Origin of the sequence: Streptomyces buecherae (assembly GCF_014295035.1) — a bacterium.
Taxonomy (GTDB): Bacteria; Actinomycetota; Actinomycetes; order Streptomycetales; family Streptomycetaceae; genus Streptomyces; species Streptomyces youssoufiensis.
In genome coordinates this window covers 3266606-3293361 of record NZ_CP060404.1, presented here as the reverse complement: position 1 = coordinate 3293361, position 26756 = coordinate 3266606, and the positions used below count along the sequence as shown (strand labels likewise).

The 26756-nt window shown below is 73.4% G+C and carries 23 protein-coding genes; 14 read left to right on the top strand and 9 right to left on the bottom strand.

All coding sequences use genetic code 11. From position 1 onward, the window contains the following. Positions 1-219: 219 nt before the first annotated feature. Positions 220-1818: an amidase gene (locus H7H31_RS12285; RefSeq protein WP_187063981.1), complete on the bottom strand. Its 1599-nt coding sequence runs from the start codon at positions 1816-1818 to the stop codon at positions 220-222. A gap of 349 nt (positions 1819-2167) precedes the next feature. Here H7H31_RS12285 and H7H31_RS12280 point away from each other — a divergent pair, with 349 nt between their 5' ends. Together H7H31_RS12280 and H7H31_RS12275 are read left to right on the top strand one after the other, a co-directional pair. Next, positions 2168-2734, top strand: coding sequence for a 3'-5' exonuclease (locus H7H31_RS12280; protein WP_222625416.1), 567 nt, complete (start codon positions 2168-2170; stop codon positions 2732-2734). Positions 2735-2845: 111 nt separating this feature from the next. Next, positions 2846-3757, top strand: coding sequence for a LysR family transcriptional regulator (locus tag H7H31_RS12275; protein WP_187063983.1), 912 nt, complete (start codon positions 2846-2848; stop codon positions 3755-3757). Between the two features lie 161 nt (positions 3758-3918). Here H7H31_RS12275 and H7H31_RS12270 read toward each other — a convergent pair whose 3' ends face one another. Further along, positions 3919-4386, bottom strand: coding sequence for a MarR family winged helix-turn-helix transcriptional regulator (locus tag H7H31_RS12270; RefSeq protein ID WP_187063979.1), 468 nt, complete (start codon positions 4384-4386; stop codon positions 3919-3921). A 351-nt stretch (positions 4387-4737) separates the two neighbouring features. Here H7H31_RS12270 and H7H31_RS12265 point away from each other — a divergent pair, with 351 nt between their 5' ends. Next, entirely contained in the window at positions 4738-5805 is a 1068-nt protein-coding gene (locus tag H7H31_RS12265; RefSeq protein ID WP_187063978.1) for a Rieske 2Fe-2S domain-containing protein, read from the top strand. A 76-nt stretch (positions 5806-5881) separates the two neighbouring features. On the opposite strand, the gene H7H31_RS12260 is transcribed toward H7H31_RS12265, so the two are convergent. From H7H31_RS12260 to H7H31_RS12250, 3 genes are all read right to left on the bottom strand, one after another. Continuing rightward, positions 5882-6697 (bottom strand): SAM-dependent methyltransferase, encoded by an 816-nt coding sequence (locus tag H7H31_RS12260; protein WP_187063977.1) that lies wholly within the window; start codon positions 6695-6697, stop codon positions 5882-5884. Between the two features lie 149 nt (positions 6698-6846). After that, the gene (locus tag H7H31_RS12255; protein WP_187063976.1) at positions 6847-7815 is read right to left on the bottom strand and encodes an aminoglycoside phosphotransferase family protein; all 969 of its coding nucleotides are present in this window, start codon (positions 7813-7815) and stop codon (positions 6847-6849) included. A gap of 89 nt (positions 7816-7904) precedes the next feature. After that, positions 7905-8384 (bottom strand): GNAT family N-acetyltransferase, encoded by a 480-nt coding sequence (locus tag H7H31_RS12250; RefSeq protein WP_187063975.1) that lies wholly within the window; start codon positions 8382-8384, stop codon positions 7905-7907. 224 nt (positions 8385-8608) lie between these two features. Here H7H31_RS12250 and H7H31_RS12245 point away from each other — a divergent pair, with 224 nt between their 5' ends. Both H7H31_RS12245 and H7H31_RS12240 read left to right on the top strand, forming a co-directional pair. After that, positions 8609-9001 (top strand): hypothetical protein, encoded by a 393-nt coding sequence (locus H7H31_RS12245; protein ID WP_187063974.1) that lies wholly within the window; start codon positions 8609-8611, stop codon positions 8999-9001. Between the two features lie 55 nt (positions 9002-9056). Then, the gene (locus H7H31_RS12240) at positions 9057-9839 is read left to right on the top strand and encodes an exodeoxyribonuclease III (protein ID WP_187063973.1); all 783 of its coding nucleotides are present in this window, start codon (positions 9057-9059) and stop codon (positions 9837-9839) included. A gap of 164 nt (positions 9840-10003) precedes the next feature. On the opposite strand, the gene H7H31_RS12235 is transcribed toward H7H31_RS12240, so the two are convergent. Next, complete coding sequence (locus tag H7H31_RS12235; RefSeq protein WP_187063982.1) at positions 10004-10813, bottom strand: MerR family transcriptional regulator; 810 nt, start codon at positions 10811-10813, stop codon at positions 10004-10006. A 268-nt stretch (positions 10814-11081) separates the two neighbouring features. On the opposite strand from H7H31_RS12235, the gene H7H31_RS12230 reads away from it, so the two are divergent. From H7H31_RS12230 to H7H31_RS12220, 3 genes are read left to right on the top strand one after another with little or no spacing between them, the layout of a single operon-like run. Beyond that, entirely contained in the window at positions 11082-12719 is a 1638-nt protein-coding gene (locus tag H7H31_RS12230; protein ID WP_187063972.1) for a flavin-containing monooxygenase, read from the top strand. Next, positions 12716-13732: an alpha/beta fold hydrolase gene (locus tag H7H31_RS12225; protein WP_187063971.1), complete on the top strand. Its 1017-nt coding sequence runs from the start codon at positions 12716-12718 to the stop codon at positions 13730-13732. The genes H7H31_RS12230 and H7H31_RS12225 overlap by 4 nt, the downstream gene beginning before the upstream one ends. Further along, complete coding sequence (locus H7H31_RS12220; protein WP_187063970.1) at positions 13729-14625, top strand: SDR family oxidoreductase; 897 nt, start codon at positions 13729-13731, stop codon at positions 14623-14625. The genes H7H31_RS12225 and H7H31_RS12220 overlap by 4 nt, the downstream gene beginning before the upstream one ends. 84 nt (positions 14626-14709) lie before the next feature. Here H7H31_RS12220 and H7H31_RS12215 read toward each other — a convergent pair whose 3' ends face one another. Further along, positions 14710-14898, bottom strand: a complete 189-nt coding sequence (locus tag H7H31_RS12215) for a hypothetical protein (RefSeq protein WP_187063969.1) — start codon at positions 14896-14898, stop codon at positions 14710-14712. A gap of 222 nt (positions 14899-15120) precedes the next feature. Then, a complete protein-coding gene (locus tag H7H31_RS12210; RefSeq protein WP_187063968.1) occupies positions 15121-18546 on the bottom strand; it encodes a S41 family peptidase in 3426 nt (1141 codons plus the stop codon). Between the two features lie 186 nt (positions 18547-18732). On the opposite strand from H7H31_RS12210, the gene H7H31_RS12205 reads away from it, so the two are divergent. From H7H31_RS12205 to H7H31_RS12190, 4 genes are all read left to right on the top strand, one after another. Beyond that, positions 18733-19362, top strand: a complete 630-nt coding sequence (locus H7H31_RS12205; protein ID WP_187063967.1) for a TetR/AcrR family transcriptional regulator — start codon at positions 18733-18735, stop codon at positions 19360-19362. 105 nt (positions 19363-19467) lie between these two features. Then, positions 19468-21702, top strand: coding sequence for an MMPL family transporter (locus H7H31_RS12200; protein WP_187063966.1), 2235 nt, complete (start codon positions 19468-19470; stop codon positions 21700-21702). Between the two features lie 457 nt (positions 21703-22159). Continuing rightward, positions 22160-23458, top strand: coding sequence for a serine hydrolase domain-containing protein (locus H7H31_RS12195; protein ID WP_187063965.1), 1299 nt, complete (start codon positions 22160-22162; stop codon positions 23456-23458). Positions 23459-23587: 129 nt separating this feature from the next. After that, positions 23588-24370: an SDR family NAD(P)-dependent oxidoreductase gene (locus tag H7H31_RS12190; RefSeq protein ID WP_187063964.1), complete on the top strand. Its 783-nt coding sequence runs from the start codon at positions 23588-23590 to the stop codon at positions 24368-24370. 46 nt (positions 24371-24416) lie between these two features. Here the strand turns inward: H7H31_RS12190 and H7H31_RS12185 are convergent, their stop codons facing one another. Further along, on the bottom strand, positions 24417-25247 hold the full coding sequence (locus H7H31_RS12185) for a helix-turn-helix domain-containing protein (RefSeq protein ID WP_187063963.1): 831 nt from the start codon (positions 25245-25247) through the stop codon (positions 24417-24419). 388 nt (positions 25248-25635) lie between these two features. Here H7H31_RS12185 and H7H31_RS12180 point away from each other — a divergent pair, with 388 nt between their 5' ends. After that, positions 25636-26082, top strand: a complete 447-nt coding sequence (locus tag H7H31_RS12180) for a hypothetical protein (RefSeq protein ID WP_187063962.1) — start codon at positions 25636-25638, stop codon at positions 26080-26082. Next, positions 26079-26612, top strand: coding sequence for an NUDIX hydrolase (locus H7H31_RS12175; RefSeq protein ID WP_187063961.1), 534 nt, complete (start codon positions 26079-26081; stop codon positions 26610-26612). The genes H7H31_RS12180 and H7H31_RS12175 overlap by 4 nt, the downstream gene beginning before the upstream one ends. The last annotated feature ends 144 nt before the right edge of the window (positions 26613-26756 follow it).

Genomic DNA, 26756 nt, shown 5'->3' with positions numbered 1-26756 from the left:
TTCTCCTTGGAGCTGGTGCGGCCCATTGTGGTCGCGTTCACGGCGGGGACGGAGCCGGGCACGGGTTCTCGACATGGTGGGCGAGGATTTTCTCGCGGGTTCGGGAAGGCGGGTCGGGGAGGGGCGGGCGGCCGGGGAAAGGGGCGGCGGCCGACCCCCGGGTGGGGCCGGCCGCCGCGTGTGGGACCGATGGAGTCGGTGGTGTGGGGGGCGGGGCGGCTATCGCACGGGGTCCGGGCCCACCGTCGGCAGGTAGCGCGGGGCGCGCCAGGCGTCGAGGCGGGACTCGACGGCCGAGCCCAGGGACAGCAGCTTGCCGTCCTGGTGGTTGCCGGCCGTCAGGAGCAGGCCGACGGGCAGTTCGTCGGCGAAGCCGGCCGGCACGGACAGCGACGGGTACCCGGAGACGGCCGCGGGGGTGGAGGAGGGGATCACGTCGTTGTCGCCACGGGCGCAGTCGGTGGTCCAGGCGGGCGGGTTGGTGGGCGCGGCGATGGCGTCCAGCCGGTACTTGGCCAGCGTCTCGTCGATCGAGCGCCGCGAGAGGTCCTTCAGCTCCGCGCGCGTCGCCCGGTACTCCGGGTCGGTCGTGGGCGGCGCCGCCAGGGCGCTCTCGAACAGCTCCTGCCCGCTGAAGCAGGTCTGCTCCTCGGGGTGGTCGCGGTTGAACTCGATGAGTTCGGCGAGGTCGCGCGGGCCGCCCTCGCGGGTGGCGAGGTAGGCGTCGATGTCCCGGTGGAACTCGCTGAGCAGCGCCGGGAACTCCAACTCGGCCAGCCGGTCCTGGTACGGCGGGGTCACCTCGACGACCTCGGCGCCGGCGGAGCGCAGCTTCTGCGCCGTACGGACCATCAGGGCGTCCACCTTCGGGCCGAGCGTCGGCAGGCGCCACAGGCCGATGCGCTTGCCGCGCAGGTCGCCGGGGCGGGTGGGGTCGGTGGCGGGGCTGTTCCGGTGGGCGGCGTCGTGGTCGCTGAGGACGGCGAGGGTGAGCGCCGTGTCGATCACGTTGCGCGCCATCGGGCCAGCGGTGTCCTGCTCGGCGGAGATGGGCACCACGCCGTCCCCGCTGACCAGGCCGAGGCTGGGCTTGAGGCCGACCACCCCGTTCATGCCGGCCGGGCAGACGATGGAGCCGTCGGTCTCGGTACCGATCGCGACCTGGGACAGCGAGGCGGCCAGCGCGGCGCCGGAGCCGGCGGACGAGCCGCACGGGTTGCGGTCGAGGACGTACGGGTTGTGGGTCTGGCCGCCCACCGCGGACCACCCGGAGGTGGGCTTGGCGGCGCGGAAGTTGGCCCACTCGGAGAGGTTGGCCTTGCCGAGGATCACGGCACCCGCCTCCCGCAACCGGGTGACCAGCGCCGCGTCGGTCTTCGGCGGGCGGTCGGCGAGCGCGAGCGAGCCGGCCGTGGAGGCCAGGCCGCGGGTGTCGACGTTGTCCTTGATGAGTACGGGGATGCCGTCGAGCGGGCCGCGGGTGGTGCCGTCACGGTGTCGGGCGTCGCTGGCGGCGGCCTGCTGGCGGGCGGTCGGGTCGGTCCGTAGCACCGCGTTGACCTTGGGGTCGACGGTCTTGATGCGCCACAGGTAGGCGCGGGTCAGGGCCGACGGGGTCAGCGAGCCGTCGGCCATCCGGGCCTGGAGCTCCGGGATGGTCACCGTGTCCAGATCGACCCCCAGCCTCGGGGGTGAGTCCGCTGGTGGGGCACTGTCGGTGCGGGTGTCGGCGGCCTCCGCGCTGGGGCTCGGCGCGCCGGTCAGAAGGGACCCCGCGAGCAAGGCGGTGATCAGCGTGGCAACGCTCCTCTTCCTCATGGGCGTTAGCGGACTACACGCCGGCGCCCCGACGCAAGAGCGCCACACGGCGCATGCGCCTCGTTGTGAAAGTCATCGCCGCGCGCCCCTCCCGGCTGGTTACGTCCCGCGGCGCCTCCGGGCCCGGCTGGGTGAGTGTGGACGGGGGTGAGTGTCGGCGGGTGTGGGTGGGTGTGGGTGGCGCCGGGCGGGGAAATTCGGGTGAGGGCCGGCGGGCGGGTCCCTAGGGTCGGCGAGCGTGACGACGAACGAGGCGTACGACGAGCGGACGGCCGGACGGGGCACGCGTGGCGGAGGCCACGAGCCGGCCCGGCTCGCCGGGGCGACCGAGGAGGAGGCGTACGGGCGGCTGGTGAACGTCGTGGACGTGGAGGCGACGTGCTGGTCCGGGCAGGCGCCGCCGGGCCAGGTCAGCGAGATCATCGAGATCGGCCTGTGCGTTGTGGACACCGTGGCCCGCGAGCGGGTGGCGCGGCACCGGCTCCTGGTGCGCCCGGCCAGGTCCACGGTGAGCGCGTTCTGTACGGAGCTGACCGGGCTCACCCAGGCCGAGGTGGAGCGGGGCATGCCGTTCGCCGACGCCTGCGCGACCCTGGCGCGCGAGCACCGGGCGGCCACCCGGGCGTGGGTGAGCTGGGGCGACTACGACCGCAAGCAGTTCGCCCGGCAGTGCGAGCGCGGGCCGGCCCGCTACCCGTTCTCGGGCCGGCACACCAACGCCAAGGCGGTCTTCGCCGACGCGTACGGGCTGGCCAGGCGGCCCGGCATGGCGCGCGCCCTGCAACTCGCGGGGCTGCCGCTGGAGGGGCGGCACCACAGGGGCGAGGACGACGCGTGGAACATCGGCGCGCTCGTCCTCGACCTGCTCGCGCGGGACGCCTGGCCGGGCGGGGACGCCCCGGGCGCGCCTGCCTGACGGGCGGCCAGCCGGGTCGCCAGTCGGGTGGCCAGACGGCGGCCAGCGGCCGGGCGGACCGCCCCGTTCCGCCCGTGTCATGATGATCACGACGGCATGGGTGGGGGAGCGATGGACCTGCTGCAACTGCGCTACTTCCGGGCCGTGGCCCGCTTCGAGCACATCAGTCGGGCCGCGGAGGAACTGCACGTCGCGCAGCCGTCGGTGAGCCGTACCATCGCCCGCCTTGAGGCCGAGTTGGGCACGGAACTCTTCGACCGGCAGGGCCGCCGTATCCGGCTCAACCAGTACGGGGCGCTGTTCCTGCGCCACGTCGAGCGCGCGCTCAGCGAACTCGACGACGCGCGGCGCGCGGTCGCCGACGCCCGCGAGCGCGGCCTTGGCCGGGTGACCGTGACCGCCGAGACGCTGCTGACCCTCGCCCGCGCGCTCGGCAGCTTCCGCGCCACCCACCCCGCCGCCGACGTGCGGCTCTACCAGTCCAACGCGGTGGAGATGGAACGCCGGCTGCGGGCCAGGGAGGTGGACTTCTGTGTCGCCTCGCAGCCGCTGACCGGGACCGGCCTGGAGTGCGTCGAGCTGGCCAGGGAGGAGGTGCTGCTCGCCGTGCCGTACGGGCACCGGCTGGCGGGTCGGCGCAGCGTGCGGGTCGCCGAACTCGCGCACGAGTCGTTCGTGGTCAGCCGGCCCGGCAACTGGCCCCGGGCGCTGCTCGACCGGCTCTTCGCCGCCGAGGGGCTGACCCCGCAGATCTCCTGCGAGGCCGACGAGCCGGGGGCCAGCGGGGAGTTGATCGGCGCGGGCCTCGGCATCGGGCTGGTCCCCGCCATCTCGCGCCAGGAGGGCATACGCGCCCCGGTCACCTGGGTCCGTATCGACGCGCCCGACTGCCACCGGGTGCTGACCCTGGTCTGGCACCGGGACGCCCACCTGTCCGAGGCGGCCCGCGCGTTCCGGACGTTCATCACCAGCACGCCCTTCATGACGCACCGGTTCCCGTCCGCGCGGCACGCCCAGCCGTAACGCCGGGAGCGGGCGACCGGGCGACCGGGCGTGCCTGCGCGCGGGCTTCGGGGCCTACCGGCGCGGGGCAGGCCGGTGACGGTGACGGGGCGGCCGATGGCCGGGAAGGTCGGGCGCCGCGCGGTAGGCGAGTCGGGTGGCCGGGTCGGGTGCGGTGCGGGCTACCGGGCCGGCTTGCAGGCGAGTTGGCGGAGGGTGGTCACGAGGCGTTCCCGGTCCTTGGGCGCGAGCCAGCCGAAGAGTTCCCGGCCGATGGGGACGGCGATCTCCTGCAGGGCCGCGAGGCGCTGCTCGCCCTCGGTGGTGAGCCGGACCGCGTACGCGCGGCGGTCGTGCACGGCGCGGCGGCGCTCGGCCAGGCCCTGCCGCTCCAGATCGTCGATGATCCGGACCATGGCCGACTTGTCCACGTCGAGGAGTTCGATCAACTCCCGCTGGCTGACGGGCCCGTGCTGGGCCAGGCCGCGCAGGACGGCGAAGTGCCGGGCCTCGATGCCGGCGGCGCGCAGTCCGCGGTTGAACGCCTGGCGACAGCGCTGGTGGGCGGCGGCCAGGAGCGTGCCCAGGGCGGTGTCGTCGGTGGTCGGGTCGGCGGCGGTTGCGGGCCCCTTGGGCGGCTTGTCGTGCACGGCTTCCATCGTAAAGGCGGAAAAACCAGTGTTGTTTGAGACTGTCTCGCGCACGCCCCATGGGCGGGAACGCGCCGGCCCACGGGTGGGCGTGCGCCGGCCCACGGGTGGGCGTACGCCGGTCCGCGGCAGCCTCGGCGGGGCACTCCCGCCACGGGGCCGGGCTTCTGCGCGCGGTGCCCGGCTAAACCCGCCGCGCTCCCGTTTCACGTCTTCCGGTGAGTCCCGCCCGAAGGGCCACCGTGGTGCGCGGGCCGGCGTGACGCTGAGGTGAGCCCGCGCGGCGGGGCCGGCTCCGGTTGTCGGACCTGGCGCGGAAACCGAGTGACATCTGAGCTGGAGGGTCTCTCCATGAGCCTGTCGAAGCCGGACCGCACCAGACCGCCGTCGCCCACCGTGCCGCCCTCGCCCGCCGTTCCGCGCCCGGCGGCGCCCCCGCCCTATCCCGACGGCTGGTTCGCGGTCGCCAGCAGCGCGGAGCTGCGGCCCGGGCGCGTGCTCACCCGCCGGCTGATGGGCGAGGACGTGGTCGTCTACCGCACGCGGAGCGGGCGGCTGCGCGCGGTGCGGCCGTTCTGTCCGCACCTGGGCGCGCACCTGGGCCACGGCGGCCGGGTGCGGGACGAGGAACTCGTCTGCCCCTTCCACCACTTCGCGTTCGGGCCGGAGGGCGAGTGCGTACGGACCGGGTACGGCACGCCGCCGCCGAAAGCGAGGCTGGGCGCGGTGGCGAGCCGGGAGGTCGCCGGGCTGGTCTTCGTGTGGTGGCACGCCCGGGGCGAACCCCCGTCGTGGGAGGTGACGGCCCCGCCGGCGGCCGAGGGGTTCGGGCCGGTCCGCTGCCTCGTGCGCACGCTCGTGGCGCACCCGCAGGACTTCATGGAGAACGTCATCGACACCGGGCACTTCACGCCCATCCACCGACTGGCCGTGCGGATGGTGGAGGAACCCCGGTTCGAGGGGCCGCGCATGACGTCCGTGTACCGCCTCGTGCGGGTGGGCGGCAAGAAGAACGCGCTGTTCTCCTCGGCTCCCACGCTGCGCGCGACGGTGCAGGGGCTCGGCGTGTTCATCGCCGAGACGACCATTCCGGCCATCGACATGGAGATGCGCGCGTGGTTCTGCGTGGTGCCGCTGGACCCGGTGCGGATCGAGATGCGGCTGGCCCTCTCCGTACGGTTCGCGGGCGTGCGCCACCGCGGTACCGCCCGGACGCTGGCCGCCCTGGTGCCGGGGCCGCTCGCCTGGTTCAGCACCTTCGAGACCAACCGCGACCTCCCCATCTGGGCGCACAACACCTACCTGGAGCACCCGAGGTTGGCGCAGGGGGACGGGCCGATCACGAAGTACCGCCGGTGGGCCCGCCAGTTCTACAGCGACTGGCCGGGCGGGGCGCGGCCGGCCCGCCGCCCCGCCTGACGCGACGGGGCGGCGGCGCGGGTGGCGGGAGCGGGCGGCGGCGGGCCCGTGTCGGGCCGCGGGCCCGTGGCGGGGCTCAGTTCTTGCGGGCGACGCCGCCGTACATGGCGATGTCCCGGTCGTCGATGTTCGGGTCGGTGTCCGCGTCCGGCTTCCAGTAGTGCACCTGGGTGACGCCCGGCTCCACCAGGTCGAGGCCGGTGAAGAACGCCTCGGCCTCGGCCCGGGTGCGCAGCCGCATGGGCATGCCGCGGCTCTCGTACTCGCTGGCCACGCGGCCCACCTCCTCCGGCGCGAAGTCGGCCGTGCCGATGGTCATGGCCAGGAAGCTGCCGGAGGGGAGCGGGTCGAGCAGGCGGCGGACGATGCCCATCGCGTCGTCCTCGTCGAGCAGGAAGTGCACGATGCCGATGATCATCAGGCCGACCGGCCGCGTGAGGTCCAGCGTGTCGGCGACCTCGGGGGCGGCCAGGATGGCGGCGGGGTCGCGCATGTCGCCGTCGATGTAGGCGGTGCGTCCCTCCGGCGTGCTGACCAGCAGCGCCTGAGCATGGGTCAGCACGATCGGGTCGTTGTCGACGTAGACGACGCGCGAGTCGGGGGCGGTGCGCTGGACGACCTCGTGCAGGTTGGGCTCGGTGGGGATGCCGGTGCCGATGTCGAGGAACTGGCGGATGCCCTCCTCGCGGGCGAGGTACTGCGCGGCCCGGTGCATGAAGAACCGGTTCTCCCGCATGTGTACGGGCATCGCGGGCCATTCCTGACACATCGCGTCGCCGGCCTGCTGGTCGACGACGTAGTTCGTCTTGCCGCCCAGGATGTAGTCGTACACGCGCGCGGAGTGCGCCTCTTGGGTGTTGATGCGGTCCGCAGGGTAACCGTTTTTGGCCATCGTGCTCGCTCCCTCGTCGCTGGCCGTCCACGGTGTGCACGGCGTGCGATGAGTCTACGGATTACTTTTAGGGGCCACCCAGTTGGGATCTCGCTTGCGACGCCTCGGAGCAGGCGTTATACGCCGAGTGGGGCAATGACCGCACGCGGCTACGGCGTCGCGCGCCAGGCCCGGTCCCGCTGGGCGCGCAGCAACGGCAACGGGCTGTCGTCGTCCCCGTACAGCCGGTCGGCGAGCCGGACCAACGTGTCGTACCGCGCGAGCAGCAGGCCGCGCCGGCGCACCGCCGGGCCGTGGCCGGCGCGTTCGGCCGCGCGAGCGGCGGTCGGCGCGCCCACGGCGATGGCCAGGCCCGCGATGTCCTCCGCCGGGTCGCCGATGGCCGCGTCGGTCCAGTCGAGCACGCCGGTGACCCGCCCGTCGTCGCTGACCAGCAGGTGTTCGCCCTTGATGTCGAGGTGGCAGAGGCACGCGACCGGCTCCGGGGCCGTCGTCGAGTCCGCCACGTCGGGCGTGCGCTCGTCGCGGTCGGCCGATGTGGGCGGCGCCGAGTGGCGTGGAACCGACGGGCGAGCGGCGGGCGTGGCCGGGGCGGCTTCCGTGACGAGCGCGGCGTACTGGTCTGGCGTGAACTCGCCGTCGTCCAGCAGCCGTTCGGCGACAGCGACGGCCGCGCGCCATGGCTGTGCCAGCGGGCGGGGCGGCTGGTACGGGAGGCCGAGCGCCGCCGCGTCGGCCGGGTCCACGGCGCGCAGCCCGGCCAGCAGCGCGGCGAGGTCCGCCTCGCCGGCCCGCGAGAGCGGGCGCGCCTCCGCGCTGGTTCCGGGCAGCCGGGTGTCGAGGGTGAAGGTGAGGCCGGGCGCCCACTCGCCGCGCCCGACGCTGGCCGGCAACGCGACCGAAAGGCGCGCGCGGAGCAGGTCGCGCAGCGCGCTCTCGCGCCGCTGCCGCGCGGCGCCGGCCCGGTCGCGGGCCAGCCGCAGCACGTGGTCCTCGCCGACCCACCAGGACGCGTGCTCGCCACCCTCGTCAATGCGGCGCGGCTCCGCCGCCGGCCCGGACAGGCCGGCGGCTGCCAGGAGTTGGCGCAGGGCGTGCGGCGTGGGCAGCGGTCGCATGGGCGGGGCGCCGTTCGTCGGGGGTGGGGGCCGCGCGGCCCGTACCGGACGGGCGACCGGGCCGGGGCGCGGCCCGGGTGCCCGGAACGCTAGCCGAGGGGCTTGACGAAGCAGCGGCTCTCGTCGTGGAAGCGGTACAGGCCGAACTTCGGCTCGTGCGGCACGTACGCGCACGAGGCGTACAGCGTCAGCGCCTCCGGCTGTTCGGTGCCGGACTCCAGGACCATGCGGGTGCGGCCGGCCGCGCGGGCGTCGGCTTCGAGGGCGGCGAGTATCCGGCGGGCCAGCCCCCGGCCGCGCGCCGCGGGCACCACGTACATCCGCTTCAGCTCCGCGTCGCCGTCCGCGTACCCCTCGTCGCTCTGGTCCTGCGACCGCCAGCCGCCGCTGGCGATCGGGGTGCCGTCCGCGTCGTAGGCGAGCAGGTACAGGCCGCTCGGCGGGTCGAACTCGTGGGCCTGGAGCTTGGTGTCGTCGGGCTCGCCGTAGCGCTCGACGTACTCCCGCTGCACCAGGTCGTCGAGGTGCGCGACATCGGGGTGGTCATACGGCACGGGCACGATCTGCATTCTGGTAATCGTACGGACGCGTCGATGCGGAGCCACCGGTTTACGGGCCCCTCGGCGGCCGTTCGCGGGCGCGGCGCGCGGCCGGGCGTGGCCGGGGCCGGGTGCTGCCGGGTTGCGCTGGGCGAGCTGAGACGTTGGTCACTTTTTGCGGACTTATGTGGGCGTGGTGCCCGGATTTCTCCTCCCTCTCGATGTAGGTGGCCAGCGCGCTGAGAGGGAGCACCATGATCGTTACGCCGACCGATGCGGAGATCCTGCGCGCGGTGCGCCGCGTCCATGACCTGGAGCGGCGGCACGAGGAGCTGCGGGCCCGGCTGGAGAGCATGGACGAGGCGCGCGGCCCGGAGGACGTGGCCGAGCAGAACCGCTGCGGGGAGGCGATGGCGGCGACGGCCGAGACCCTGCTGATCGAGTCCGTCTACGCGCTGGAGGAGATCGGCCTCTCGCTGGCCGCCCGGGCCGTCGAGGTCACCGCGGCGGCCGAGGGGATCACCCTGCCCCGGGTCGCCGCGCACCGGGAGCGTGCCGCCGCGTCCCCGGAACCGAGCGTTCCGCCGGCGGGCCGGCGGCGCTCCGGGGTGCGGCGCGTGGCGCGTAGGCTGCCTGGGGTTCGGTGAGCGGCGGGGAGCAAGGGTGGTGCGTACGGTGACGACGGTCACGAGGGTCACGACGGTGAACGTGAACGGTCTGCGGGCCGCCGCGAAGAAGGGCTTCACGCCCTGGCTGGCGGCGACCGAGGCGGACGTGGTCTGCCTCCAGGAGGTGCGGGCCGAGCCGGAGCAGTTGCCGGCCGAGGTGCGCGAGCCCGAGGGCTGGCACGTCGTGCACGCCCCGGCGGCGGCCAAGGGCCGCGCCGGCGTCTCGCTCTACACGCGCCAGCGCCCCGAGCGCACCCAGGTCGGCTTCGGCTCCACCGAGTTCGACGCCAGCGGGCGCTACCTGGAGGCGGACCTGCCGGGGCTGACCGTCGCGAGCCTCTACCTCCCCTCCGGCGAGGCGGGCACGCCGCGCCAGGAGGAGAAGGAGCGCTTCATGGGCGAGTTCCTGCCCTACCTCAAGGAGCTGCGCGAGCGGGCCGCCGCCTCCGGGCGCGAGGTGCTGGTCTGCGGCGACTGGAACATCGCGCACCGCGAGGCCGACCTCAAGAACTGGAAGGCCAACCGCAAGAGCGCCGGCTTCCTGCCCGAGGAGCGCGACTGGCTCGGCCGGCTCTTCGACGAGGGCGGCTACACGGACGTGGTGCGGCGCCTGCACCCGGACGTCGAGGGCCCGTACACCTGGTGGAGCTACCGGGGGAAGGCGTTCGACAACGACAGCGGCTGGCGCATCGACTACCACGTGGCGACCCCCGGGCTCGCCGAGCGCGCCACCTCGGCCGTCGTGGAGCGCGCGGCCTCCTACGACCTGCGCTGGTCGGACCACGCGCCGGTGACCGTCACGTACGCGGCGGCGTAACGCCGGGCCCGGCCGCCGGACTCGCGGCCCGCGAGCCACGAGCTGGGCCCCGGCCCGAAGCCTGCGGCCCGGGGCCGGCCCGCGAGGTGCGGCCAGGGCTCCGGCCTCCGAACGCCGCGACCGGGGGTCCGGCCCGCTAGGTGCGACCAAAGGCCCCGCCCGGCTCAGCCCTCCGCGTTCGCGGGTGGCGGCGGCGCGGCCTCCGGCGCCGGGTCCTGTGCGGGCCGCGCTGCCCGCGCGGCCCCCGGTGCGGACGCGGTGGGGCCCAGCCACTTCTCCAGCTCGGCCCGGACGCGGCGGTCCATGGCCAGGGAGAGTTCGGCGTCGACGATGCTCTTGGCGCTCTGCCGCAGGCTGTCCAGCGTCCTGGTGACGTGCGCCGCCTCGTCCGCCGTCAGGCCCTCGCCCGCGCCGGCCCGGGCGATGACGTCGGCGAGCACGTGGGTGCGCACGAGTTCGGTGAAGCTCTCCGTGACGGCCTCCATGTGCTGCCGCAGCTCCCGCCCGGCGGCGAGCACCTCGGCCAGCGGCACGCCCTTGCGGACCAGGTCGTGGGAGGCGTCGAGGAGGCGGCGGCTGACGTGGACGAGGTCGTCGCCGTCCACGGCCAGGTAGCCCAGGTCCAGCGAGGTGGCCAGGTTCTCCGGGGTGACCTCGCCGGTGAAGTAGTCGGCCAACTCCTGCGGGGTGAGCTTGACCGGGGTCTCCTCCGACCAGGGCACCGGGATGGCCGCCGCCAGGCCGAGCACCTCGCCCACGTCGCGCCCGCTCTCGAAGGCGGTGAGCAACTCCGCTATGCCGCCCAGCGTGTGGCCCCGCTCCAGGAGCGCCGCGATGGTGCGCAGCCTGGCCAGGTGGTGTTCGGTGTACCAGGCGATGCGGCCCTCGCGGCGGGGCGGCGGGATCAGCTTGCGCTCGCGGTAGAAGCGCAGCGTGCGCACGGTGATGCCGGCCTCTTCGGCCAACTCCGCCATGCGGTACTCGCGCCCCTGCTCGGCCTCTGTCGTCTTCGCCACCCGAGCAGCCTATGCCGACTCGGCCCGGTGGCGAGGGGGCCGGCGTCCGGCGTGCGGTACGGCCTGGTTCGCGGGGGTCGCGCGGCGGTTTCGTGCCGTACGGCGGCGAGGTGCAACCGCCGGTAACTTCCCCTCGCCCAACCCCTACCGCTCGGTATGTTCCTGCCTTACTCTCCTAACCGTGCCAGTGATTGCTGGCGCGGTTCCTCGATTCGGGAGGCGCGGCATGGCCGAGCATGAGCATGTGCGGGTGGCGGTGATCGGCACCGGCTTCGGTGGGCTTGGGGCGGCGGTCCGGCTGCGCCGCGAGGGCATCACCGACTTCGTGATCCTGGAGCGGGCCGACGCCGTCGGCGGCACCTGGCGCGACAACAGCTACCCCGGCTGTGCCTGCGACGTGCCCTCGCACCTGTACTCCTTCTCCTTCGCGCCCAACCCCGAGTGGCCGCGCAACTTCTCCGGCCAGCCGCACATCCGGGCCTACCTGGAGCGGGTCACCGACACCTTCGGGCTCCGCCCGCACCTGCGGTTCAACTCCGAGGTGCGCGGCGCGCGGTGGAACGGCGACGAGCTGTACTGGAAGATCGACACCGCCAGCGGCGCGTACACCGCCGACATCCTGGTCTCCGCCACCGGCCCGCTCTCCGACCCGCAGATCCCCAACGTCCCCGGCCTCGACTCCTTCCCCGGCCGGGTCTTCCACTCGGCGCGCTGGGACCACGACTACGACCTGCGCGGCAAGCGCGTGGCCATGATCGGTACGGGCGCCTCCGCCATCCAGATCGTGCCCGCCATCGAGCCCACGGTCGAGCGCCTCACCCTCTTCCAGCGCACCCCGCCGTGGGTGCTGCCGCGCGCCGACCGGAAGATCACCGGCGTCGAGCAGTGGCTGCACAGCAAGGTGCCCGCGACGCGCGCGGTGCGCCGTGGACTGCTGTGGGGCATCCGCGAGTTGCAGGTCAGCGCCTTCACCAAGCGTCCCAACCAGCTCGGCCTGGTCGAGGCGTTGGCCAAGTCGCACCTGCGCAAGGCCATCAAGGACCCCGCGCTGCGCGCCAAGCTCACGCCCGACTACCGCATCGGCTGCAAGCGCATCCTGCTGTCCAACAACTACTACCCGGCGCTCGCCAAGCCCCATGTGGACGTCGTGGCCTCCGGCCTGAGCGAGGTGCGCGGCTCCACGCTGGTCGCGGCCGACGGGAGTGAGACCGAGGTCGACGCGATCGTCTTCGGCACCGGCTTCCACGTCACGGACATGCCCATCGCGCGGCGCGTCACGGGCGCCGCCGGCACCACGCTGGCCGAGGAGTGGAAGGAGGGGATGGAGGGCCTGCGCGGCAGCACGGCCGCCGGGTTCCCCAACTTCATGACGATCATCGGCCCCAACACGGGCCTCGGGAACAGCTCGATGATCCTGATGATCGAGTCGCAGCTCAACTACCTGGTCGACTACCTGCGCCAGCTCGACACGCTGGGCGGCCGGGCCGCGCTCGACGCCCGCCCGTCGGCCGTGCACGCCTGGTCGCACCGGGTGCAGGAGCGGATGAAGCGGACCGTGTGGAACGTCGGCGGCTGCGACAGCTGGTACCTGGACGCGAACGGCCGCAACACCACCGTCTGGCCCGGCACCACCAGCGAGTTCCGCCGCGCCACCCGCGAGGTCAACCTCGCCGAGTACGAGGTGCTGCGCGCCCCCCGGCGGGCGAGCGTCTCCGCGCCGGCGGGTGCCGGCGCCGGGCATGCCGGGGACGCGCCGGTGGGCAGCCCGGCCACGTCCGCCACGTCCGCCAAGCGCGCCGCGGCGCCGGCCGCACCGGCCAGCGGGCCGAGGGCCGACGGCCCGTCCACGGAGGCCGTAGCGTGAACCGGCTGAGCCACGCCACCCAGGGCAGGTACGCCCCGCCCACCCCCGTCCGCGAGCTGACCGTCACGTCCGCCGACGGCGCCTTTCTGCACGTCGAGGAGTACGGCCCGGGCGGCGCCCCGACCGTGGTGCTCGCGCACGGCTGGACCTGCTCCATCGCCTTCTGGGCACCGGTGATCCGGGAACTGTCGCGCGACCACCGGGTCATCGCGTACGACCAGCGCGGGCACGGCCGCTCCGCCCCGCCCCCGTACGGCTGCTACACCACCGAGACGCTCGCCGACGACCTGGCTGCCGTGCTCGACCAGACCCTGGCCACCGGCCCGGACGGGGCCAAGGAACAGGCGGTCGTGGTGGGCCACTCGATGGGCGGCATGACGATCATGGCGGCGGCGCGCCGCCCCGAGCTGCGCGAGCGGGCCGCCGCCGTGCTCATGTGCAGCACCGGCGCCGGCGGGCTGCTGGCCGAGACGCTGGTGGTGCCCACGCCCAGGGGCCGCGTCCGGGAGCGGGTGCACACCCTGGTGCTGGGTTCGGCGGCGCCGCTCGGCCGGGTCACGCCGGTCGCCCGCCGGGTGCTCAGGTACGTCACGATGGGGCGCGCCGCGACGCGCGAGATGACCGACGCCTGCGCCCGTATCGTGCACGCCTGCCCGCGCCGGGTGCGCGCCCAGTGGGGCCACATGATGGGCGGGATGGACCTGGTCGCCGACGTCGGCGAGCTGACCCCGCCGACGGCGGTCATCGTCGGCACCGCCGACCGGCTCACCCCGCCCGTGCACGCCCGCAAGATCGTGGCCGCGCTGCCGAACTCGCTCGGCCTGACCGTGCTGCCCGGCATCGGGCACATGACCCCGGTGGAGGTCCCGGACACGGTGGCGGACGCCATCCGTGGCCTGGTCGCCGACCACCTCACCGACGACCACACCAACCCCGCCCCGGCCCCGGCCGAGGCATCCCCGAAGGCGTCGGCCGTGGCCGACGCGGCGACGGCGAAGGAGCCCTCGGCATGAGCGCACGCAACAGCCTGGAAGGCCAGGTGGCGGTGGTGACCGGCGCGGCGCGCGGGGTGGGGGAACTCCTGGCCCGCAAGCTCTCGGCGCGCGGCGCGACGGTGGCGCTGGTCGGCCTTGAGCCGGACGAGCTCAAGCGGGTGGCCGACACCCTGCACGGCGAGGGCGGCCACTGGCACGCCGACGTCACCGACCACGCGGCGATGGCCCAGGTCGCCCGGGAGGTGAAGGAGCGGTTCGGCAAGGTGGACATCGTCGTGGCCAACGCGGGTGTCGCCACCGGTGGCCCGTTCGTCGACTCCGACGAGCGCGCCTGGAACCGCGTCATCGAGGTCAACCTCATCGGCAGCGCCACCACCGCCCGCGCCTTCCTGCCGGTGCTGCTGGAGAGCCGCGGCTACCTGCTCCAGATAGCCTCGCTGGCCGCGATCACGCCGGCGCCGCTGATGACCGCGTACTGCGCGTCGAAGTCCGGCGTCGAGGCGTTCGCGCACAGCCTGCGCGCCGAGGTCGGCTACCGGGGCGTGCGGGTCGGCGTCGGCTACCTGAGCTGGACCGACACCGACATGGTGCGCGGCGCCGACGAGGACGAGGTGCTGCGCGACCTGCGGGCCACGCTGCCCTGGCCGAGCAACCGCACCTACCCGCTGGGCCCGGCCGTCGACCGGCTCGTGGCCGGCATCGAGCGCCGGTCGGCGCACGTGTACGGGCAGTGGTGGCTGCGTGGCATGCAGTCCTTCCGCGGCTACCTGCCCGCCCTCATCGGCACCGTCGGCCAGCGCGAGATGCGCCGCTTCGCGCCCCGCCTGGAGGCCGCCAGCGGTACCCGCCGCGGCCTGGTCGGCGCCGGCGGCGGCGCGGACGAGGCGGCCAGGAGCAGCCGACGGGACTGACCCGACCCCGGCGCACACGCGAAGGGACGCGCCCCCGTGGCGCGTCCCTCCGTCGCACCCCGCGCGGGTGGCGGGGGAGCGGTGTCACGTGAAGCGGTCCTTGGCGTCGCCCAGCTTGTCCTGGGCACGCTCCTTGGCCTCGGCGCCCTTCTGCTGGCCGCGCTCCTTGGCGCCGCCCTGGGAGCCCTTGTCGCCCTTGCCCTTGCCGGCCTTCTCCTTGGCCTGCTGCTTCATCTGTTCGGCCTTGTCCTTGAACTGGTCCGAAACGCCCATGGTCGTCCCTCCTCAGGGTGATCGGGGATGGGCCCCGACCAGCCTGACACGGCCCCGCACACTTCGCATGTCGGGCCATTTCGCCCCAGCCCATAGCCGCCTGGCCCGCGGCTGCCCGGCCCGTGACTGCCCGGCCCATGGCCGCCCAGCCGTGACCGCCCCGCTGGTGCCCGCGCGGCCCGTGACCCGGGGCCTGAGCCCCCGCGTACGCCGGGGCCCGGGTCAGGCGCGCGGCGGCAGCGGCGGGCGGCTGCGGTCCGGGACGCCGGAGTAGTCGGGCGGCTCCGCGGCGGGGTGCCGCTCAAGGAGGTCGAGCGCGGTGCGCACGGCGACGGCCAGTTGCGGGTGCTTGCCCTCGGCCCAGTGCAGCGGCGAGCGCAACGCCTCGATGTCCGGCTCCACGCCGTGGTTCTCCACGCCCCAGCCGTACGCGTCGAACCAGGCCGCGTTCATCGGCACGGTGATCGTCGTGCCGTCCACCAGCCGGTGCCGGCCCGTCATCCCGACGACCCCGCCCCAGGTGCGCAACCCCACCACGGGGCCCAGGCCCAGCAGCCGGAACGCGGCGGTGATCATGTCGCCGTCGGACGAGGTCATCTCGTCGGCCACGGCCACCACCGGCCCGCGCGGCGCGTCGCTCGCGTAGCTCACCGGCTGGGCGTTACGGGTGAGGTCCCAGCCGAGGATGGTGCGGGTCAGCTTCTCCACCACCAGTTCGCTGATGTTGCCGCCCGCGTTGCCGCGTACGTCCACGATCAGCGCGGGCCGGGACATCTCCATCCGCACGTCCCGGTTGAACTGCGCCCAGCCCGAGCCGCCCATGTCGGGGATGTGCAGGTAGCCGCACGTGCCGCCGCTCAGCTCGCGTACCACCTCGCGCCGCTTGGCCACCCAGTGCTGGTAGCGCAGCGGCCGTTCGTCGACCAGCGGCACGATCGCGACCCGGCGCGGTGGCCCGGTGCCCTCGGCGGGGGTGAACGTCAGCTCCACCGTGGTCCCGCCGGCCGCCGCGAGCAGCGGCGCGGGCCCGGCCACCGGGTCCACCGGCCGCCCGTCCACGTGGGTGAGCGTGGCGCCCTCGCGGATGCCCGAACCGGCCAGCGGGGAGCGGGCCTTGGAGTCGGACGAGTCGCCCGGCAGGATGCGCGAGACGACCCAGGAGCCGTCCTTGGCGTGCGTGAAGTCGGCGCCGAGCAGGCCGATGGCCCGCTGGTAGTGCGGCGGCCCCTCGTTGCGGCGCGAGGGCGAGACGTACGCGTGCGAGGTGCCGAGTTCGCCGAGCACCTCGCGCAGCAGGTCGGCGAACTCGTCGGGCGAGGCGACGCGTTCGAGCAGCGGCCGGTACTGGTCCAGGATCGCGTCCCAGTCCACGCCGCCGAGCCCCGGCTCCCAGAAGTAGGCGCGGATCAACCGGCCCGCCTCCGCGTACGCCTGCCGCCACTCGGCCGGCGGGTCGACGTCGTGCAGGATGCGCCGCAGGTCCATGTGGACGGTGGTGTCCGCGTCCGCGAGGTCGCTCGCGGGCACCACCCGCAGGTCGCCGTCGTCGTTGACGACCAGCCGCGAGCCGTCGCCGCTGACCGCGAACCAGTCGACCGAGCTGGTGAGTTCACTGCGCCGCGCCTTGGCCAGGTCGAAGTGTTCCAGCGTGGGCCGGCCGGAGGTGTCGGCCGGGTTGGCGAACGTCTCGCCGAGCGCGCCGGAGATCGGCCAGCGCAGCCACACCAGGCCGCCGCCGCTGACCGGTCGCAGCGCGGAGTACTTGGACGCGGCGACCGGGAACACGGTCACCCGACTGGCCAGCCCCTCCACCTCCACCAGCACCTTGCTGTCCAGGTCGCCGGCGGTCACCGCGGCATCGAGCCCGCCGGCGGCCGGGCGGCCCTCGGGCGAGAGCGCGAACGGCGACGGCGTCGCCGAGGACAGCGGCACCAGGTACGGGCGGCAGCCCAGCGGGAAGGACAGGTCGCCGGTGTGCACGTCGTAGACCGGGTCGAAGCCGCGCCAGGAGAGGAAGGCCAGGTACCGCCCGTCGCGCGTGAACACGGGCTGCTCGTCCTCGAACCGCCCGTCGGTGACGTCCACGATGGCCCGCCCGAGGGAGCCGGTGGGCCGCAGCCGGGCGATCTTGATCTTCCGTAGCGAGCGCCCGATGTGCGGGTGCGACCAGGCCAGCCACGCCGAGTCGGGGGAGAAGGCCAGGTCCCGCACCGGCCCGTTGGCGGACCGGGTCAGCTCGCTGACCTCCGGCGCCTCCGGGGCGTCCGGGGCCGCGTAGTCGGCCTCGGGTCCCACGCCCGGCAGCGGCTCCGTCATGGCCCGCTCCTCGTCCTCCGGGCGGGGCGCCGCGTCCACCAGCAGCAGCCGCCCGTCGTGGGTGGCGACGGCCAGCCACTCGCCGTCGGGCGAGGCGACCATCTCGTGCACCCGCCCGAGCTGCCCGGCCGCCAGCCGGCGCGTCCTGGAGGGGCCGGCGGCTCGTGGGAGCTGCGCGATCTCGATCGCGTCGGCTCCCTCCACGTCGGTCACGTACGCCACCCGCCCGGTCGGCCCGAGCATCTCCGGCAGCCGCACCCGCACCCCCGGCGTGTCGGCGATGGCGCGCGCCGGCCCGTCGCGGTGGGTGAGCCAGTACAGGCTGCCGCGCACGCCCACCGCGCTGGCCCGGCCGGTCTCGTCCACGGCCAGCGAGCGCAGGTGGGCGGCGGCCGGCACCTGGTACGTGCGCCGCCCGGCGCGCGGCCCGCCGAGCCGCACCGGCACCCGGCGCGGCACGCCCGTCGGGCTCAGGTCGTCCGCCAGCCACAGGTCGCCGGCGCACTGGTAGACCACGCGGGAGCCGTCGGTGGCGGCGTGCCGGGCGTAGAAGTCCGCGTGGTCGGTGTGGCGCCGCAGGTCGGAGCCGTCGGGCAGGCAGGAGTAGAGGTTGCCGACGCCCTCGTGGTCGGAGAGGAAGGCGATCCGCCCGGCGACGAACATGGGGCTGTCCAGGTGTCCGACCACGTCCGGCACCAGCCGGGTGCCGTGCAGCCACAGCCGGCCCATCGCCCCGCCCCGGTACCGCTTCCAGGAGGCCGGCTCGTGTGGCGGCTTGCCGGTCAGCAGCAGCGTGCACCGGTTGTCCGGGCCCTCGCCGGCCAGTTCCTCGCCGCCCAGCTCGACCCCGGCGAGGTCGGCCGCGTCCAGGTCGGCGACGGCGATGTGGGAGACCGGGCCCCACGGCAGCCGCCCGCCCGGGCTGCCGTCGGTGGGCAGGCTGTAGGCCCAGGAGTAGTACGAGAACGGCTGGCCGTGCGAGGAGACGGCCAGGATGTCCGAGCGCTGGTCCCGGTCCGGCGGCGTCCAGCCGCACACCCGTGTGTCGGTGCTGCCCCAGTAGGTGAGCCGCCGGGCCGGGCCGCCCTCGACCGGGGTCAGGTAGATCTCCGGGTCCAGACTGCGCCAACTGGTGTACGCGATCCACGTGCCGTCGGGCGAGAAGCGCGGATGGCCCACCCGGGTGCGATCGACGGTCAACCGCCAGGCCCGTTCCGGCGTCCTGTCAGGTGCGGTCAGGGGCGCGACCCACAGGTCGTCCTCGGCCGCGAAACAGAGCAAGTCCCCGTGCAGATGCGGAAAGCGGACATAGGCGTCGTCGCTGGCGGTCACCCGTCCATGCTTTCGGTCCCGGGGTCGCGCGGCAACTCGGTCGGGCGCACTTCCTGCGTGCGAGGTGTTTTACCCGCGCATGGTTGCGCTGTGACGCAGAACACGAGCGAAACGTCATCGTTTCGTTGACGCGCGACGTATGCTGAGCGAGTACGAAACCGTTTCGTTCGGAATGGGGGTGGACCCATGCAGGTCGCAGTACCCAAGACCACGTCGCGGCGTAGCAGGCTGACCCCCGAGCGGGAGGGTGAGCTGTACGCCGCCGTCATCGACCTGCTCCGCGAGGTGGGTTATGAGGCGCTCACGATGGACGCCGTCGCCGCTCGCACGCGAGCCAGCAAGGCCACGCTCTACCGCCAGTGGAGAGGCAAGCCGGAGCTGGTGGCGACCGCGCTGCGGTCGCTCAAGCCGGTCGCGCTCGAAAAGATCGACACCGGTTCGCTCCGGGGCGATCTGCGCGAGATGGTGCGTTGCGGAGAGCACAACGCGGAGCGTGACGCGGATCTGCTGCGCGGGCTCGCCCACGCGGCGCACGACAACAAAGACCTGGAGCAGGCGCTTCGGGAGCTGCTCATCGCCCCCGAACTCACCGCTCTCGAAAAGCTGCTGACCCGTGCCGTCGCCCGGGGGGAGATCGCCGCGGGAACGCCCGCCATGCACTTCGTGCCGCACATGATGACCGGGGCCTTCGTGGCCCGTCCGCTGATCGACGCCGCGCACGCGGACGACGCCTTTCTCTACGAGTACATCGACGCCGTGATCCTCCCCGCTCTCGGCGCCGACCCTGACGTCACCGCAAGCCTGGCCGTCACCTAGATTCGGTTTCACCCGAACGTCCCCATCCCAGCGCGCCGCTCTCGTCGCTGGGCTGGTCCTGCACGTCCCTGCCACTCCACTATCTCGACGGGAGCACCCCTTCTCGTGGCCACCTTCCTATACAAGCTCGGCCGATTCGCCTTCAGGCGACGCCGGCTCGTCGCCTTGTTCTGGGTAGCGCTCTTGGCGATCGCCATCACCGGCGCCGCCACTGCCTCCAAGCCGACCAACGAGAGCTTCTCCGTTCCCGGCACGGAGGCGCAAGAAGCCTTCGACCTGATGGAGAAGCGCTCGCCCGAGGCCAACGCCGACGGCGCCAGCGCCCGCATCGTCTTCCACGCGCCCAGCAACGAGAAGATCACCGACCCGGAGAACAAGAAGGAAGTTCTCAAGGTCATCGCGGACGTCAAGAAGAGCTCCGACGAACTGAGCCGCATCGGCGACCCGTTCGCGGAGGGCACCGTCAGCAAGGACGGCACCACCGCCTTCACCACGGCCACCTACAAGGTCACCTCGATGGAACTTGAGGACGCGACCAAGGACGGCCTGAAGGAAGCGGTGGTCGAGTACGACGACAAGGGCGGCAAGAACCCGACCGTCGAGATCGGCGGCGACGCGCTGGAGGCCATGCCCGAGCAGGGCGCGACCGAGATCATCGGTATCGCCGTCTCCGCGGTGGTCCTCATCATCACGTTCGGCTCGCTGGTGGCCGCGGGGCTCCCGCTGCTGACCGCCCTGATCGGCGTCGGCATCGGCATCGCCTCCATCACCGCCCTGGCCAACGTGCTCAACCTGGGCAACACCACCTCCACACTGGCCATGATGATCGGCCTCGCGGTCGGCATCGACTACGCGCTGTTCATCGTCTCCCGGTACCGGGCCGAACTGGCCGAGGGCAGGGAGCGCGAGGAAGCGGCCGGGCGCGCCGTCGGCACCGCGGGCTCCGCGGTGGTCTTCGCCGGTCTGACCGTCATCATCGCGCTGGTCGGCCTCGCGGTCGTCAACATCCCGGTGCTCAGCAAGATGGGCTTCGCGGCGGCCGGCACCGTGGCCATCGCCGTCCTCATCGCCATCAGCATGATCCCGGCGCTGCTCGGCTTCGCCGGAAAGCGGATCTACGGCCGCAAGGCCCGCAAGAAGAGCGAGAACGGCGTCCCGCCGATCTCCGACAAGCCCAAGATGGGCACCCGCTGGGCACGCTTCGTGCTCCGCCGCCCGGTGGCCGTGCTGCTCTTCGGCGTGGTCGCGCTCGGCGCGGCGGCGGCCCCGGTCGGCAAGCTGGAACTCGGCCTGCCGGACGACGGCGCGCAGCCGACGAGCACCACCCAGCGCAAGGCGTACGACCTGGTGTCCGAGGGCTTCGGCGCCGGCTTCAACGGCCCGCTCATGGTGGTCGTGGACGGGGCCAAGGCCAAGGACGCGACGGCGGCCGCCAAGACCGTCGCCGCCAGCATCAAGAAGCTGGACGACGTCGCCAGCGTCACCGACCCGGCGTTCAACAAGGCCGGCGACACCGCGACGGTCACCGTCGTCCCGGACTCCAAGCCGAGCAGCCTGGAGACCGAGGACCTGGTCGCCAACATCCGCGACAGGGCGGACGGCTGGCAGGGTGAGACCGGGGCCAGGGTCCTGGTCACCGGCACCACGGCGATGAACATCGACGTGTCGGCGAAGCTGAACGACGCGCTGGTGCCCTACCTCGCGCTCGTGGTGGGCCTGGCCTTCCTGCTGCTGATGATCGTCTTCCGCTCCATCCTGGTTCCGCTCAAGGCGGCGCTCGGCTTCCTGCTCTCCGTCGTCGCGGCGCTCGGCGCCGTGGTCGCGGTCTTCCAGTGGGGCTGGCTGTCGGGCCTGTTCGGTGTCGAGCAGACCGGCCCGGTGATGAGCATGATGCCGATCTTCATGATCGGTGTGGTCTTCGGTCTCGCGATGGACTACGAGGTGTTCCTCGTGACCCGTATGCGCGAGGCGTACGTCCACGGCGAGAGCCCCGAGCAGGCCGTGGTGACCGGCTTCACGCACGGCGCCCGCGTGGTGTCGGCGGCGGCCGTCATCATGATCAGCGTCTTCGCGGGCTTCATCGGCTCGCACGACCAGATGGTCAAGATGATCGGCTTCGGCCTCGCGATCGCGGTGCTGTTCGACGCCTTCATCGTCCGCATGACCATCGTCCCGGCGGTGCTCGGGCTGCTCGGCAAGAGCGCCTGGTGGCTGCCCGGCTGGTTGGACAAGATCCTGCCGAACGTGGACGTGGAGGGCGAGAAGCTGCACAAGGAGCTGGGCGACCCGAACCAGGTGCGGCAGGACTCCGACCCGGACGCGCGACTGACCCGGGTGTGAGCACGGGTCCGCGCGGTCCCTCCGGGGCCCGCGCGGACCGACCGGGCCGCCGCCGGCCGAGCGCCATGGCCTCGGCGGCCCCCGGTGGTCAGCGACCACCGACCAGACGCCCGGGAACGCGGGAGGGGGCATTCCTCCCGCCGACCGGGCAGTGCCTGCCCGTGGGGACGGGGACAGGCACGCGTAGTGAGAACGGCGGCGGCTCCCTGGGGCAGGGGGTCGCCGTCGGCGTTTTCCGCGTGCCCGCGTACCGGGTCCGGGGGCCGCGCGGCCAGTTCGTCGCTGTCCTTCGCCGGCGCTCTCCGCCGGCCCCCGCCGGGCCCGCCCCGCTTTGGGTGGCTTCGCGGTGGCGCGGCGGTGATCGGGCAGGCCGGGACCCGGCATAAGACGGCCACGGGACGCATTGCACCATGGAGGGTGCACAGCGCGGCGAAACGGAACGTGGGAGTAGACAACAGTGGTGGACGTCCAGGGCACGGTGGCGCCCGGTTTCGAACCGGTCCGGGACGCGTTCGCGGCCAACTTCGCGCAGCGCGGCGAGCGGGGGGCCGCGGTGACCGTCTACCGGGACGGCACCAAGGTCGTCGACCTGTGGGGCGGTGTCCGGGACGCGGACGGCCCGACCACCGCGCGGGAGGCCGAGGACCCCGGGGGCCAGGCCGAGCCGGAGCGCGCGGCGCCCTGGGAGGCCGGGACGGCGCAGGTCGTCCGCTCGGCGACCAAGGGCGTGGCCGCGGCGGTGCCGCTGCTGCTGCACCAGCGCGGGCTGGTGGACCTGGACGCCCCGGTGGGCACGTACTGGCCGGAGTTCAAGGCGAACGGCAAGGAGCGCGTCCTCGTCCGGCACCTGCTCTCGCACCGGGCCGGCCTGCCCGTCCTGGACACGCCGCTCAGCCCGGCCGAGGCGCTGGACGGGGTCAGCGGGCCACGGGCGCTGGCCGCGCAGGCGCCGCAGTGGGCGCCGGGCACGGCGCACGGGTACCACGCGCACACCTACGGTTGGCTCATCGGCGAGTTGGTGCGCCGCATCACCGGCCGCACCCTCGGCACCTGGGTGGCCGAGGAGATAGCCGGCCCGCTGGGGCTCGACCTGTGGATCGGACTCCCGGACGCCGAGCGGCACCGGGTGGGCCGGATGGCCGCGATCGAGGCGCCCGCGCCGCCGGCGTCGCGGGGGCTGCGGGTGCGGGCGAAGCAGACCGTGGCCGACGCCTACCGGGACCCGGCGTCCCTGACCCGGCGGGCCTTCGGCGTGATCGACCCGCTGCCCGACGAGAACGCCCCGGCCTACCGCGCCGCCGAACTCCCCGCCTCCGGCGCCGTGGCCACCGCCCGCGCCCTGGCCCGCTTCTACGCCGCGCTCATCGGCGACGTGGCGCCGGACCCGGGCCACGGCCTGGTGTCGGACGCGGCGGACGCGGCGGCTGCCGGGGGAGCGGCGGGGGCGCTGGCCGGCGCCCGGCGGCTGTTCGCGCCGGCGACGCTGACCCTGGCGCGTACGGAGGAGTCGGCGGGCCCGGACGAGGTGTTGGTGGTCCACACGCGCTTCGGGCTCGGCTACATGCTGCACGGTTCGGCGGCGCCGCTGCTGGCGCCCGGCTCGTTCGGGCACCCGGGCCGGGGTGGCTCGCTGGCCTTCGCCGACCCGGAGTCGGGCATCGCGTTCGGCTACGTCACCAACGGCATGCAGAAGAACGTGACGGCCGACCCGCGCGCCCAGGCGCTGGCCCGGGCCATCCACCGCAGCCTGGGCTGAGCTGTCGCGAACCGCCCGCCCCGCAGCGCCGGGCGCGGGACCACATCCGCCGTGCCATCCCTTACGCCGAGCGCGCTCGCCGCTTACCCTGCCGAGACCAGATGATCAACGGCGGAAGGGCGGCACCCGATGCGGCGGTTCGAGGGGTACGGCGTACTGATCACCGGCGCGGCCCGTGGCATTGGCGCGGTCACGGCCCGCAGGTTCGCCGACGAGGGGGCGAGCGTGCTCGTCACCGACCTCGACGGGGCGCGCGCGGCGGAGGTCGCCGAGGAGATCCGGGCGGCGGGCGGCGTGGCCCACGGGCTCGCGTGTGACGTGGCGGACCGGGCGGCCGTGGAGGCCGCGGTGCGCGCGGCCGTCGAACGGTTCGGCGCGCTCGACGTGCTGGTCAACAACGCCCTGTCGTGCAACCCGGACACCGAACTCTTCGAGGACCAGGGCGACGAGGAGTGGGAACGGGACCTCGACATCACGCTGACCGGCGCGTTCCGGTGCGCGCGTGCCGCGCTCCCGGAGCTGGCCAAGGCGGGTGGCCGGGGCGCGATCGTCAGCGTCGGATCGGTCAACGGCGAACAGGACTTCGGCAACCACGCCTACAGCGCCGCCAAGGCGGGGTTGGCCAGCCTGACGCGCACGCTCGCCGGCCACGCGGCGCCGCGCGGCGTACGGGTCAACCTGGTCGCGCCCGGCACGGTGCGTACGCCGGTGTGGGCCGGTCGTGAGGAGTCGCTGCGGCTGGCGAGCGCGCAGTATCCGCTGGGCCGCGTGGGCGAGCCCGAGGACATCGCGGCGGCGATCACGTTTCTCGCGTCGAGCGACGCGGCGTGGATTACCGGGGTGACCTTGCCGGTTGATGGCGGGTTGCTGGTGAGCAATGTCGGGTTGCGGCGGGCTTTGTCGGGGGAGTAGCGCCTCGCGCGGCGGGCGGGGGCGGATCGCTCGCCGCGCGTGTCGTTTACCCGTACTCCCGCAAGTAGCGGCGGATCAGGTCGAGTGAGTCGGCCGGTGTCAGAGCCTGCGCACAGGCCACATTGAACCTGTGCAAATGGTCAACGACTTGTCGCGGGGCGGAAATTACCTCGCCAGAGGCGAAGCTTTCCAGCAGGGCCGTTGTCGTTCCGTTCTCCAGCGTCAGCAGGGTGAGACTGCCGCCCATCACTGGATGGAAGGGCTCGCTGAGCGGCATGACCTGGATGTTGATGTGGGGCTCTGCCGCGACGTGGAGCAGGTGCTCTAGCTGGATGACCATGAGGCGAGGATCGGCGGTCAACCGCCGCAGGGCCGACTCATCCATGATGGCCCAGTACTGCGGGGGGTCTTCGCGTGTGAAGAGCTCCTGCCTCCGTAGTCGGAATGCCACGATCTCCTCCAGGGCGGGCAAGTCCGCCCTCGCGAGTCCGAGCGAGAACGCCCCTCTGGCGTACTCCTCGGTCTGCAATAACCCGGGCACCAGGTTGCTGCTGATGACCTGAATGCGAATGGATCTGGCTTCCAGGGGAAAACAGTCGCGACTTTGCCTGGTCACCATGGAGTCCTGGGCGATGGTGAGCAGGTCAACGAATAAACCGCCGGTCGAGAAAGACTCGTCCAACGCGTTCGCCAGCGCTTCGGACGGTAGCTGTTCATGGTGTTCGACGCGGCTGATGTACGAGTGCGGGTAGTGCAGCTTTTCCGCCAGCGCGCGGAGTGAGAGGCCCGACTGTTCGCGCAAGCGCTTGAGGTGCCGCCCCGGGAGCGTGCGTGCCGTGGCCCTGTCACCCTCACTGGGCATCACCTGGAGTTTCATTCGCGTGGCTTCCTCGTGTCCGGGCGGTACCTGCGGCTCCCAGGTACCAGGTCGTCGGTTGTGAGCGTAGCCCTCGTAGGGCAATCCTGTGAGGAATCGATCACCATCTGTCACCGCGTTCAGAGTGCGTGTCGCCATGCGCCAACTCTGCTGCGTAGCAGTGACGTTGTTAGCCGTCGTGAGGAACGAGCACCGCTCATGAACCGCGAGCACACGTTGACCCTGCGGGTCTACCGCCAACGTCCCGGCGAACAGCCGGTTCCGGTCGCCCCGACCACCACCGTCCACGTCGACCCAAACACCGTGACCCTCGGGGAACTTGAGGCCAAGTACCTCTCCACCGCCTGGGGGCCCTGTCGCTGCCCCCGGCACCGTGCGGGGGGTCCCGATGAGTGACGCGACCGAACCCGACGACGTACCGCTTGCCGCAGATGGCGAGTCCGGGTTCTCGGCGGGGTACACCCGCGCCCTGCGCTACGTACTCACCGGCGAGCATGAAATCCACACCGTGGCCGGTGTCGTGCTGAGGTTCTTCCTCGCCGAATGCGGGCGGAATGGCCTGGGCGGCGGCTGGCGGGCCGTATCCGACCGGGAGTTCCAGTTCGCGTACGAGAACTCGCTGTTCGACATGGAGGCGGCGAAGAAGAACGAGATCCGACCCAATGCGCGGCACGTGCAACTCACCCTGGACGCCCTTGCCGGGGCCGGTGCGTATTTCTGGTCGGACGGGTACGAGGCGGCGGGGGTCATGACGGCGAACGGGAAGACGCCCGAGGAATGTGGGTTCCGGGTGCCGGAGGCGCCAGGGCAGTCGGGGCGCGGGGGTGGCGCGTGAGGGGGGCGCATCGGTTGCGGGTGGTGCTGGTGGTGTGGAAGCCGCGTATCGCGGACGATCCGTCCGACGTCACGACGGCCGGCTGGCCGCACGTGCTCCAGGTGCAACTGGCCCGCGACCGGGAGGTCTGGGAGCCGCCGGGCGTTGTCGTACGGCCCGGGGAGCGGGTGGTGACGGCCGCGGCGCGGGTCGCGGACGCGGTGGGGATCGGGCTGCCGAACCTGCAGCGGGTGTTGGCCGTTGACGAGCGGCCGGCGGTGGGCGGGGCGCCGGCCGAGCTGATGCTGCTCGTGGACGGCGGCTGGTGCACGGACGCCGATGTGGTGGAGGTGCCCGACTGCCTGTGCGCGCACGAGCGCGGGTGCCGGCATCGGCGCCGGTGGGCGACGGCCGAGGTGGCGTGCGCGGATGACGCGGCGCTGGCGGTGGGGCTCGGGGCGGCGGTGGGGATCACCCCGGCGTTCGTCGTCGCGCGGGAGGGCGAGGGTGAGCCGTCGGGCGCGGTGTACCCTCGGCCGTCCGGCCGCTGACCTGCGCGTCTGCGCGTCCGGTGTGGACCGCCCTACGGTGCCGGGGCACAATCGGTGCTCCGCGTGTGGCACATGAGGCAGGTCGAGGGGGAACGGTGCGGATGGTTGTCGGAGCGGCCGAAGGACAGCGGGGGCCCAGGCCGC

Excerpts from the sequence above, each read along its gene's own strand:
- H7H31_RS12245 (WP_187063974.1), top strand. The coding sequence starts at position 8,609 with ATGATCGTTACGCCGACCGATGCGGAGATCCTGCGCGCGGTGCGCCGC.
- H7H31_RS12180 (WP_187063962.1), top strand. The coding sequence starts at position 25,636 with ATGAGTGACGCGACCGAACCCGACGACGTACCGCTTGCCGCAGATGGC.
- H7H31_RS12230 (WP_187063972.1), top strand. The coding sequence starts at position 11,082 with ATGGCCGAGCATGAGCATGTGCGGGTGGCGGTGATCGGCACCGGCTTC.
- H7H31_RS12255 (WP_187063976.1), bottom strand. The coding sequence starts at position 7,815 with ATGCGACCGCTGCCCACGCCGCACGCCCTGCGCCAACTCCTGGCAGCC.
- H7H31_RS12185 (WP_187063963.1), bottom strand. The coding sequence starts at position 25,247 with ATGAAACTCCAGGTGATGCCCAGTGAGGGTGACAGGGCCACGGCACGC.
- H7H31_RS12260 (WP_187063977.1), bottom strand. The coding sequence starts at position 6,697 with ATGGCCAAAAACGGTTACCCTGCGGACCGCATCAACACCCAAGAGGCG.
- H7H31_RS12215 (WP_187063969.1), bottom strand. The coding sequence starts at position 14,898 with ATGGGCGTTTCGGACCAGTTCAAGGACAAGGCCGAACAGATGAAGCAG.
- H7H31_RS12220 (WP_187063970.1), top strand. The coding sequence starts at position 13,729 with ATGAGCGCACGCAACAGCCTGGAAGGCCAGGTGGCGGTGGTGACCGGC.
- H7H31_RS12205 (WP_187063967.1), top strand. The coding sequence starts at position 18,733 with ATGCAGGTCGCAGTACCCAAGACCACGTCGCGGCGTAGCAGGCTGACC.
- H7H31_RS12265 (WP_187063978.1), top strand. The coding sequence starts at position 4,738 with ATGAGCCTGTCGAAGCCGGACCGCACCAGACCGCCGTCGCCCACCGTG.
- H7H31_RS12285 (WP_187063981.1), bottom strand. The coding sequence starts at position 1,818 with ATGAGGAAGAGGAGCGTTGCCACGCTGATCACCGCCTTGCTCGCGGGG.
- H7H31_RS12190 (WP_187063964.1), top strand. The coding sequence starts at position 23,588 with ATGCGGCGGTTCGAGGGGTACGGCGTACTGATCACCGGCGCGGCCCGT.
- H7H31_RS12235 (WP_187063982.1), bottom strand. The coding sequence starts at position 10,813 with ATGGCGGAGTTGGCCGAAGAGGCCGGCATCACCGTGCGCACGCTGCGC.
- H7H31_RS12250 (WP_187063975.1), bottom strand. The coding sequence starts at position 8,384 with ATGCAGATCGTGCCCGTGCCGTATGACCACCCCGATGTCGCGCACCTC.
- H7H31_RS12275 (WP_187063983.1), top strand. The coding sequence starts at position 2,846 with ATGGACCTGCTGCAACTGCGCTACTTCCGGGCCGTGGCCCGCTTCGAG.